This window comes from Vibrio sp. 2017_1457_13, from assembly GCF_030851525.1.
Taxonomy (GTDB): Bacteria; Pseudomonadota; Gammaproteobacteria; order Enterobacterales; family Vibrionaceae; genus Vibrio; species Vibrio metschnikovii.
Genome location: NZ_VHTA01000003.1, coordinates 372,668 through 383,211, shown reverse-complemented (window position 1 = coordinate 383,211; position 10,544 = coordinate 372,668). Strand labels below are relative to the sequence as shown.

Sequence of the window (10,544 nt, the reverse complement as noted above, 5' to 3'; positions counted from 1 at the left end):
GGAAGGAGTCTTGATTGATTTAGCAGCTTCGCGAGCGAAGGCTTCTAGAGCTTTCTTATCCATATTGCTTATCCTTAGCCATGACTGGCTTAATTATAAGCAGATACACAATTTAAATTACAGGCTCTACAAGCAGGGTGACTCATTTTAGAAGGGTGACTAACCACAGTGCCATGCTTGCTGTCTTGTGCAACTTTTTCGATTAATCCTGCTACAGCATCGGCTTCAAAATTAGCAATTTCATCATGAGCCATTCCATCTTTAAATAAGAAATATGCTTCTAGTCTTTCAGCGCAAAAACTTTTTGAAAGTTCAATTAAAACTGTTGCTTCCTCACTAGAAATGTCAAATAAACTCCACAGCTCATCCAATTTTGGATGACAAATTTCACACATGAACTTAAAGGTATTCTCATATTTAAATGTTGTCGCTCCTTCATTAATAGAGCTAATCATTAATAAACAGGCATCACACTCAGAAATTGACTTAGGCAAATAACTCTTCGGGCTATGTCTCAGCACCCTATCCAAAACCTTAAAATAGTCTGGCGTTGCTTTACCGTTCTTGTCAGTTTTTTTAAATGCTAATTCCGACCTATTTTTTATCAATCTGTCTAGACTTTGTTTTACTTCACACTTTTCATTTTCCATTATTTGACCTTAACCAACCCTAGTTGGTCGTTGTAGCTGTATTGTTGAATACCTTCATGGCAGGCAAAACTGATCTCGCCATAACGCACTGAGGTGGCGAATTCCTGTTCAGGGTTTGGACTGTAAAAACTGACTAACTCACTGTAATCACGCTGCAGCCAAAGCTTCTGCTCTTGTTCTGGCGCAAGCGGTAGATGTTCAATATTCAAGGTGCGTTCAATCGGATGTAAGCCGCCCTGTTCTTCACGCAAACAAAACTCAATGCTGCGCGCTTTTTTGACTAAGTAGATTTGCACTGTGGGTTCACTTTTACGAAAGCGTTTGAAGTGTTGCGGCAGTGCGGTTAGCCACCAGTAGCCGTGAATATGACCGTGGAGATGCTCATACCAACATGACTGCGGCGAGCTACTGCGACAATTACGGTTGTATCTATCCTGACGGCTGATATTGGCTTGTTGTGGTTTGCCAATTTGATCGGTACCAAGGGTTTTTGCGGTTGCAAAGTGCTCTAAATCTGCCAAGTTGTTGCGCGGTTCTAGCACTGCTCGCTTTTGAATACGGACAATCGCATTGACCGATTGCAATAGTAACTTTTTATCTACCAACACAGATAAATCATGAGTGGCGAGTTGAGTGGCGCTGTCTGTTTCATATCCAGGATGATTAAATACTCGATCTGAGCCTCCCTTAAAGCCTTTAACGTTGTATTGCAACAAGCCAATATTGGGCTCCTGAATCTCACCATCACGATGTCTACGTACTCGGCCTGCCATTTGAATAATTGAACGAAAAGATGATGGCTCAATTACCGCCCAGTCAAAGTCATGGTCACGTCCCACTTCTTCAACTGGGGTGGCAACCAGAATAAAAATCAGGTTTTGTGCTTGGCAAGCGGTTACGTGTTCACGAATCAAGGGATGAGCAAAGGCAATGGGTAATTCTTCCGGTTTCTCTTTGCGCTTGAGTACCTCATCCAAATGCTTTTCTTGCGCATGGCGTAGCAACATCACTTGCTGACTGTGATAAGCCATGCAGCGCACTTCAGTATCGGCAGGCCAATCACAACTGAGTAGATATTGGGTTAATTCGACGCAAGGTTGAATATTGGCAACCCTAACCACGCCAAACGATACTCTTGTTTGGCTTTCTGGCTCTATCGTGTTGTGGTGCTGGTGTTTGGTCAAAACCGCTTGTTTGACTATCTCGAAATACTCTTCCTCAAGCGGTTGCTCACCCTGTTTAATGCATGGAATGATTTCGGCTTTTCGTCTTGAGATTTGCTGTTTTAGTTTATCAACGCGTTTAGCAACAAAGCATTGTTGGAATGCTTCATAGACAGCCAAATCAGGATCATCACAGCCCACCATCTGTGTGTCGGTACTAAATTCATCGACATAAACACAATTAATTGTGCTAACTCGATCACGGCTAGCAGCAAACACTGCCCACCCTTGACGATAGGCATTATATAAACCCAATGCTAAATCCGGTGGTATGGTGGCAGAGGAAATCATCACTTTGCGCCCCAGCATGCCTGCCAAATGCACTAATCGGCCAATCGCAATCAGATCATCGCCCGTAAAGTCGTCAATTTCATCAATCACCAAGTCGGATGACATTAAACGTAAACAGGGCAGAATATAACGCCCACCACGCTTAGTTTCGGTCGCGGCCATGATGTGATCGATGGTGCATACCAGTACTGGGGCATACAGAAGTTTTCGATTTTTTTCTTTGGTTAAAACGGTCGTGAGCTCTTCTTCAGGCAGCACACCTTGCCAATCTAGAATATCGTTTTCATCTTGAAGACTCTCCAAAGACTCAGAACCAGCCTCAGCTTGTTCAGGTTCAATATCGTCCTTTTCAACTTTCTTGCCCGACTTATGTAACTCCGAAATGGCTTTAGAGCCAATCAGCACCGCTAAGTCACTCTCTTGCAGTTTCAGCCGTTCTTTATATTCATCACCAGTTTGCAAAGTGAGCGTGCGCAAGCCAAGTGCCAAAATAAATCGCAGGCTTTCACCATCGTCAGATAACGCCTGCATAACTTTGGCGTTGGCGATAGTTTTGCCACAACCTGTACTGGCCATGTTGACCAGAAAATAGCCTTGGCTTTTGTCTTCCGTATGTTCACGCCACTCATTGATTTTGCGTACCGCTTTGTCTTGCCAACGGAATGCTTTAGGTGTGTTAGCTTTAGGGGCAAGCTCGCTGAGTTTGGTGGCTTTTAGTGGCTCGGTTTCAAAAAACGGCAGTAACTTCACTGTGTTCACCGCGACTTTAGCAACATTCACTAAGTGCTCATCCAGCTTTTGTTTACGCGCTTTAGTCGCGGGATCGGTGTTAGCGTACAGCTCTGTCGACGTTTGCCATTGATGATCATTAGGTTGTGAAGAGTAATAGTGGTCACCTAACATTAGGCACAACCGAGCATGGTGTAGAATCCCCCGCCAACTACCATCATTCATTGCCTGATCGAGTAAAGGCAGGTGATGCAATAGATCCTTCGCACGGCGTTTGAGATCAGCAAGCCAAATCGAAGAATTAGAGAGCAGCCCCAAGGGAAACTCAAAACATTTCGGCAGCAGCATGTTGTATTCATCAAAACGGTTTTCATAGCCCCAAGCGGGCGTAATTCTGGCGAGTAAATCCGCCAACGACGCGTTATCCACTTCTCGTTGTCTATCACACAGCTCTTTCTCTTTAGGTAGAGGCAGGCGGTGATGAGAAACGATCAACCAAGCAATTAACGCTGCTGCTGTCGGTAATTCAGCAAGTGCTTTTTCTCTTGGTAATCTATTGGTTTTAAAACAAGATTCATCAATGCCTTGATTGATAAGAGTAGCCAACCAAGCCTCATCTTGAGGTTGGTGTATTGGATTAGCGACAAATTGATGGAATAAAAGACAAGATATCCACTCATGGCGTAGAGGATCGCCTCTATATTTGTTTTTTATCTCAGGATTTAATTTTTCTTGAAACAGTAAAGAAGCTTTCCCCCAATCGTGGAGCAAAGCGGCCATGCCAGCAAGCGCTTTAATCAGCGGTAAATATTTCCAGTCACTTTCATAGTCGCTGTTAAGTAAATCCTTCTCTGTACTATTAACAGGCACCACACCTTCCACATTAAATTTCTTTTTATTGCCCACCACCCACAACAACTGGCTGCGGGAGCGTGAGCGGATCCAATGGCAACTGACGGCGGTGCTGCGGGTGGCGGTTTGGCCTAGCATTTTTTTGACGGTTAATAGCCCTTCTTCGGTGATCAAAGTTTGCCAGGTGTTATCACCTATCCGGTTGGCGAAGGCATCCAGCACACGGCGGGTTTTCTTGAGGGCGTTTTTCTCACACTGAGAGACAAAGGTGACCATCATAAAACGCGACCCTCACTCTCTTCTTCCTCTTTACCTTGCAGTGCGACCTGTTTCACTGTGTCGAACATGAAGTCGAGCGCTTTGTGTTCAATGAAAGATTGCAGAATTTGCTGGCGAAACTCTTGCTCGGTAGCGTTTTCTTTGGCGCAAACAAAGGCCCATGGCAAGACAATGGCATCTTTGATTAAGTCGGCGACATCAAACACCAAAGCGCCACGGCGAGTTTTGCCATGCATGATGGCAAAACCATGCGGAATGCCCAGTACCCATAAACAACTTGCGGCAAGGCCATAAGCTAAGTAGTTACCGTGGTTTAAAAAGTCGTTGGCTTTATCGGTGGATTTTTTGTCCGGCTGATGCTGGCGAGTAAAACCGTCTTTGCCAGTATTATTAGCGGCGTACTTGTATAAAGCTTTGGTCAGTTGTGCTTCGGTGAGCAATAAGTCGGATTGTTTGCTGGCGGCGTCAGTGCGTTGGTGGAAAGTTTCTAGTGATTGCTGTATAACTTCATCTTGAACATTAAATTTCTCTAGGGTTAATTCTCGGTCGGAGCGCCAAACGCGCTGTAAGTAATCAATCCGCGCGTTTTGAAATTGTTTGGCGGCCGCCAAGCGTTTTTGATCATCAAACCAGAATGAGAGCCAGCCTTGTAGATATTCGGTGGGCCGGTATTCGCTTTGCGGCGTAAACCATTCTACTTCACACGCCATATGCAATGGCGTGCCACCGCCACCACAAAACCCGACCAATACGCCTGCCTGTGAGAGCATGCGCATCGCGGCTTGAGTAATGGAGGTGCCGTTACCGAGCATGAGTACAGTGGTATTGGCAATCGGGATATTGAAGTAGAGGTTTTCTTTGTCGGCTTCGGTCAAATAGAGTACACGGCCATCTTTTTGCATCACACGGCAATATTCCAAGTAATACATATTGGCGCGCTTTGAGTGCAGTATGGTTTTTAAATCGGAGGGGGATAAATCGTCCATGTTTTATTCCTTATGCTTTCTCGCTGATCTCGACACTCAACGGTCACCTGCAACGCCACATCATTTAACGCCAGAACAAGAGGTTTACTATCTTGGTTTGGCGTCTAATACCATCGTCTCACCCTAACATAAGCCCACCTAAGAGGCTTTAGGCTCTGTTGCATAATGCCGTGTCTATCATGCTTTTATTGCCGCTTTAACTCACATTTTCGCGAACTGCGTTCAGGGATAATTGCACATTCTGCTGTCGTTTCGAGATATACTGATGATCTTATTTTTATCTTAATTATCAGGGCTAAGCGTACAGTCCATCGTCATTAGGCGGGAGCATGAAACTCAAAAGTTATTTAGCATTAACGACGATTGCGACAACCTCTTCGATTGTGATTGTTGTGACCTGCGCTATTTTTTTTCTGCTACAAAATTCCTACACTGAAGGGCTTAAAGCTCGCGGTTTAGAGTTAGCTCGCGTCATCGCGAATGATCCTGCGGTGATTGAGGCAGTGAACGCGCAGAATACATCGCCTACCCGCTCATCAATTGCTGATTATATGGAACATATCCGCGCCCAAACCGATGCGTCTTATATTGTGGTCGTGGATAAAAAGGCGATGCGTTTAAGTCATCCTGATCCGACGCGTGTCGGTCAACGATTTATTGGCGAAGATATTTATCCCGCGTTAATCCAAGGTGCTGAATACAGCAGTGTTCATTCAGGAACGTTAGGTAAAGCGATTCGTAATTTCTCACCCATTTACTGGCAAGACGAGGTGATTGGTGCGGTTAGTATCGGTTATTTATCTGAGAAAACATCGGATATTTTATTGGCGCAATATGGTCATCTTGGTGGTTTAATTGCTGTCGTCTATTTACTGGGTATCGGGATCAGCAGTGCGTTTGTTTTTAAAATGAAACGAACGTTTCTTGACTATGAACCAGAATTTATTATTCATAAATTCCGTGAGCATGAAATGGTATTAGACAGTATTCGCGATGCGATTATTGCCGTAGATAATAATATGAACATTACCACCATCAATAATAGTGCGATGCAAAAACTCTCTATGGGGGTATGCAATCGTTATGATTATTTAAACCAACCACTCTCCCGTTATTCAACACCATTAAGTCACTTGGTTTTAGCCAAACCGAGCCAGCTGCATCAAGGTGAATTTTCTATTGGTCAATTAAACTACAAAGTGGATATTTACCCGATTGCTAGCCCCAAAGGTGTTAAAGGCCAAGTGATTGTCTTTTTTCCCAATCTGGAGCAAAACGAACTTGAACGTGAAGTGGTTTATCTTAAAAATTATGCCCAGCTATTACGCAGTAAAACCCATGAGTATTCCAATAAATTAAATGTTTTATCTGGCCTGTTACAAAGTCAAAAACACCATGAGGCCATTGAATTTATTCAACAAGAAACCGATCGCTATCAATCCATCATTCATAATATTGTTTTTTCAGTCAATGATAGTGTCATTGCTGGTTTATTACTGGCTAAATTTAATAAAGCCTCAGAGATTGGCGTTAAATTTATTATTGACGAAGATACTCACTTATCGAGTTATCCTAAAAATCTTTCTGAAAAGTTTGTGACTATTTTAGGCAATCTGATTGATAACGCTTTACTGGCTGCATGGCAAAACCGGGCAAGCTGTTGTCCATTGGTGCATATTTATCTTAGTGATCGAAGTCATCATATTATTTTTGAGGTGCAGGATAGCGGAGCGGGAGTCAGTGAGCAAATTACCGAGCATATTTTAGAGTTTGGAGTCAGCACGAAACTCGATCACGAGCAAAGCGGTGTAGGCTTGTATTTAGTCAAACAATGGGTCGATAATTTTAACGGCAGTATTGACTGGGAAAGAACCGACGAAAATACTACCCTATTCAGTATTTATTTAGATAAAAACAAAGTCATTAATTATGAATAAAACAACCGTCATGTTACTTGAAGATGATCCCCGAGCGAGTTATATGCTTGAGTCAGCGATTAATCAGCATGCTGATTTTATCGTTGTCGCCGCCAGTGAAAGTTGCGCCGATGCTTTACTGCAATATACCACCTTTAAACCGCAACTGATTTTTGTTGATATCAGCCTACCAGATGGCAATGGCATTGAGGTGATTCGTCAATTACGTGATCAGCAAGCAGCTTGTGATTTTATTATGACGACCGCCGAACGTGAAACGGCAACGGTACAAAAAGCCATTCAGTTAGGCGTGACCGACTATTTGGTGAAACCGCTGCGCATGTCGCGTATTCATCAAGCGTTAGATGATTACAAACATTACACCGCAAAATTAGCGCGTACGGCAACCGTTGATCAAGGCGATATCGATGATATTCTCGGTAAATCGGTCACTAAACCGTTACGCCAAACTCCCAAAGGGATTGATGCCACTACGTTAGCGTCCTTGAAGGCATTATTACAACAACCACACTTGGCTGAATTTTCAGCGGATGATATTGGCGAGCAGATGAACGTGAGCCGAATTACGGCTCGCCGTTATTTAGAATTTTTAGAATCCGAAGGAATGGTTCGTTTAGCGCTTAATTATAAAACGGGCGGCAGGCCACGCCGTTTGTATCATCTGGTTAACTGATCTTGTTGCTCGGTTAAGTCGGCTCATCCTCAGCCAGATCACCATTGAGTGTTCGGCATAAGAATGAGCCCATCATTAACGAATGGAAGCGCTAGCCATTAAGCGCCATCGAGAGAAAATACCCCACGACGGTTGCGGTTGAAACACCGATAAATCCAGGGATCAAGAAGCTATGGTTTAACACGTATTTACCGATCCGAGTCGTGCCTGAGCGGTCAAAACTTATCGCCGCAAGATCGCTTGGGTAAAACGGAAAGAAGAAATACGCGTAACAAGCCGGTAATACACCGATGATCACTTCTGGTGGGATACCCAAAGAAAAACCCAACGGTAACATAATAGTTAATACCGCTGCTTGGCTTTTTAAGAAGATAGATACCGCAAACATCGCAATAGCAAAAGTCCATGGGTGATGATTCACCACATCACGCACCATATCGATCAAAAAGGTTTTGTGATAGCTGATGATGGTGTCACTGAGCCAAGCGATACCAAAGATGATGATTACCGCGGTCATACCAGCAATGAAAACATGACTGTTGACGATTTTCGATGGTTGAATATTGGTGGTTAATAAGATGATGGCCCCAACGGACAGCATTAAGAACTGAATCGCTACCGACATATTGACGCCGTTAGGCAGTAAGCCTAACTCTTTGCCGAACATGGCGACAAAAATCACCGAGGCAATCCCCAGCATAAAGACCAATAAACCCGTTTTGGCTTTTTTGTCTTCGCTAGAACCTTCAACGACCTCCGCTTCAGGATCAATCAAGCCGTTACGAAATTCTTCATCTTGGCAACGCGCTTGAAACTCAGGATCTTTATCGAGATCTTTTCCTCGGTTTAAACTCCACGTACACGCCACCAATAAGCCAATCAAAGTGGCAGGAATGGTCACCATCAGCACATTGTGTAAACCGATATCCAAATTATTGTCAGCAGCGGTAGCCATAAACACCGCAGCAGCGGCAGCGATGGGGCTGGCTGTAATGCCCATTTGTGATGCCACTGACGCAATCGCCATCGGCCGTTCAGGTCGAATCCCTTTCTTATATGCAACATCATAAATCACTGGTAACAGCGGATAAACCGAGTGACCAGTGCCGACTAATACGGTTAATGAATAGGTACAAAGTGGTCCGAGATAAACGATATGATTGGGATGTTTACGCAGCATTTTTTCTGCGTATTTTACCAATAGTTTTAATCCGCCCGTGGCTTCTAATGTCGCTGAAGCCGATACCACCGCTAAAATGATCAACATAACACCAATTGGCGGCGTTCCGGGAGCAACACCAAAGACAAACGCGAGAACCGAAACCCCTAAGCCGCCGAGTAAACCAAACGCGATGCCGCCATAGCGAATACCCGTAAAAATGACCGCAAAAAGAAGCAGCATATGTAAATAGAACATGTATTTTCCTTAATAGAGAAATCAATTAAACGCTTGTCGGAACCACTAAGCTGATGAGCGAACGTACCCAGAGACTGTCATCAATGCCGGTCAATCTAAAGCCAATACCGCGCTCCAAATACGATCACGCCTATCGTGCCTTCTTGAAGTAAAATCGAAGCTCAATCATGCCCTTGATAATTATAGTGCTAACTATCACTAACACAACTTAACCCGTTAAGCGTTAATCTAAGGCGTTATTTTAAGAGTTCAATGATAAAGGTCGCCATGATTAGCATCAAAGCCCCACCAATGCGTGATGAGATTTGCGCGAAAGGCATAAGCTCCATTCGTTTGCTGGCTGCAAGTACCGCCACATCTCCCGTTCCACCCATGTTTGCCATGCATAAGCCGGCGGTGATTGCTGCTTCAATAGGATTAAAACCGATTAATCGTCCCATCAACGCGGCCCCAACTACCGCACCGAGCACGGTTGCCAGAACCATTAAGAAATAGACCATCGTCAATGAGGCGAGAATTTGATTAAGATCCGTATATGCCACGCCAATTCCTACCAATAACGCTGGTGTTAAGTTATCAACCACAAACTTGTACCAACCGTGAGCGGCTTTCTCTAACTCACGCGGAATCAGCCCCATAACTTTGACCAATGCGACAAATAGAATCATTAAAGCGTAAGGGTGCATGCTGATCACATCACTCAACATCGTACCAACGAAATACATGGTGATTGCCAGCAGTGCGCCTATACCCAATACATTGATTGATATCGGTGATTCATTTTCCGACGCGGCTGGCTGTTCAGCGTTCCCTCGGATCAGTTGTCCATTACCCGTTAATGAAGGGTAAACTTTGCCCAACTTATCCAGTAGCCCAGCGATAACAATCGCCATCGCGTTACCTATCGCTAATGCAGGGACCATTTTCGATAAGAGCATTTCGGCTGACATACCAGTATTACCCGACATGATTTCAACCAAAGGGACCGCACCAGCACCCATGCCACCGCCCATGATAGGCAAAGCAATCAACATGACCGATGAAAAGAATCCTTCACCCAATAGGCTGCCGACAAGGCCTGCAAATAAAAAAGCGCATGCCACACCGCCCAAAATAACTGGGATGTATTTCAGCGCTGCTTTTTTCAAGACTTGAGTGTCCATACCTAGGATGGAACCGGTCACTAAGCTGGCAATAAAGAAGGATAAAAATCCGCCACCTTTAACAAAGGCAGTCACGGTTTCCGTAGTTTCATGCGGCATAATGCCACTATGAAAAAGGTAGGAAGAGCCAAAGATAACGACAATCGCCCCACCACCAAAGAATTGATTGATAATCGGCGTTTTATCACCGAGCAGATTAAGGATGTAACCAACCACGACCATGACGCCAATCGCGCCGATGATTCCCGTTGGTAAGTTATTGGACAGAGTTGAAAAGAGTATCACAGCAGCCGATAAGGCAAAGATGATATTGATCATCCGCTTATCTTTTTGGGAGTTCACAT

General features: G+C 44.3%; 7 protein-coding genes. 2 read left to right on the top strand and 5 right to left on the bottom strand.

Annotation, left to right across the window (positions count from 1 at the left end):
• Positions 1-89: 89 nt before the first annotated feature.
• From FKN88_RS06115 to cas1f, 3 genes are read right to left on the bottom strand one after another with little or no spacing between them, the layout of a single operon-like run.
• Positions 90-650: a hypothetical protein gene (locus FKN88_RS06115; RefSeq protein ID WP_306687272.1), complete on the bottom strand. Its 561-nt coding sequence runs from the start codon at positions 648-650 to the stop codon at positions 90-92.
• Positions 650-4,024, bottom strand: coding sequence for a type I-F CRISPR-associated helicase Cas3f (gene cas3f / locus FKN88_RS06110; RefSeq protein WP_306687273.1), 3,375 nt, complete (start codon positions 4,022-4,024; stop codon positions 650-652). Before cas3f ends, FKN88_RS06115 begins: the two co-directional genes overlap by 1 nt.
• Positions 4,021-5,010, bottom strand: a complete 990-nt coding sequence (gene cas1f, locus FKN88_RS06105) for a type I-F CRISPR-associated endonuclease Cas1f (RefSeq protein ID WP_154168026.1) — start codon at positions 5,008-5,010, stop codon at positions 4,021-4,023. The genes cas3f and cas1f overlap by 4 nt, the downstream gene beginning before the upstream one ends.
• Before the next feature lie 329 nt (positions 5,011-5,339).
• Between cas1f and FKN88_RS06100 the strand changes: the two genes are divergently transcribed.
• Both FKN88_RS06100 and FKN88_RS06095 read left to right on the top strand, forming a co-directional pair.
• Positions 5,340-6,947 (top strand): sensor histidine kinase, encoded by a 1,608-nt coding sequence (locus FKN88_RS06100; protein ID WP_154168024.1) that lies wholly within the window; start codon positions 5,340-5,342, stop codon positions 6,945-6,947.
• Positions 6,940-7,620 (top strand): response regulator, encoded by a 681-nt coding sequence (locus tag FKN88_RS06095; protein ID WP_170905890.1) that lies wholly within the window; start codon positions 6,940-6,942, stop codon positions 7,618-7,620. Before FKN88_RS06100 ends, FKN88_RS06095 begins: the two co-directional genes overlap by 8 nt.
• A 91-nt stretch (positions 7,621-7,711) precedes the next feature.
• On the opposite strand, the gene FKN88_RS06090 is transcribed toward FKN88_RS06095, so the two are convergent.
• Complete coding sequence (locus tag FKN88_RS06090; RefSeq protein WP_004395169.1) at positions 7,712-9,037, bottom strand: anaerobic C4-dicarboxylate transporter; 1,326 nt, start codon at positions 9,035-9,037, stop codon at positions 7,712-7,714.
• A 236-nt stretch (positions 9,038-9,273) separates the two neighbouring features.
• Positions 9,274-10,518, bottom strand: coding sequence for a 2-hydroxycarboxylate transporter family protein (locus FKN88_RS06085; RefSeq protein WP_306687274.1), 1,245 nt, complete (start codon positions 10,516-10,518; stop codon positions 9,274-9,276).
• Between the last annotated feature and the right edge of the window lie 26 nt (positions 10,519-10,544).

What these genes read in the sequence shown, in the direction of transcription:
- FKN88_RS06115 (WP_306687272.1), bottom strand. Translation starts at nt 650, where the DNA reads ATGGAAAATGAAAAGTGTGAAGTAAAACAAAGTCTAGACAGATTGATA.
- cas3f (WP_306687273.1), bottom strand. Translation starts at nt 4,024, where the DNA reads ATGATGGTCACCTTTGTCTCTCAGTGTGAGAAAAACGCCCTCAAGAAA.
- cas1f (WP_154168026.1), bottom strand. Translation starts at nt 5,010, where the DNA reads ATGGACGATTTATCCCCCTCCGATTTAAAAACCATACTGCACTCAAAG.
- FKN88_RS06100 (WP_154168024.1), top strand. Translation starts at nt 5,340, where the DNA reads ATGAAACTCAAAAGTTATTTAGCATTAACGACGATTGCGACAACCTCT.
- FKN88_RS06095 (WP_170905890.1), top strand. Translation starts at nt 6,940, where the DNA reads ATGAATAAAACAACCGTCATGTTACTTGAAGATGATCCCCGAGCGAGT.
- FKN88_RS06090 (WP_004395169.1), bottom strand. Translation starts at nt 9,037, where the DNA reads ATGTTCTATTTACATATGCTGCTTCTTTTTGCGGTCATTTTTACGGGT.
- FKN88_RS06085 (WP_306687274.1), bottom strand. Translation starts at nt 10,518, where the DNA reads ATGATCAATATCATCTTTGCCTTATCGGCTGCTGTGATACTCTTTTCA.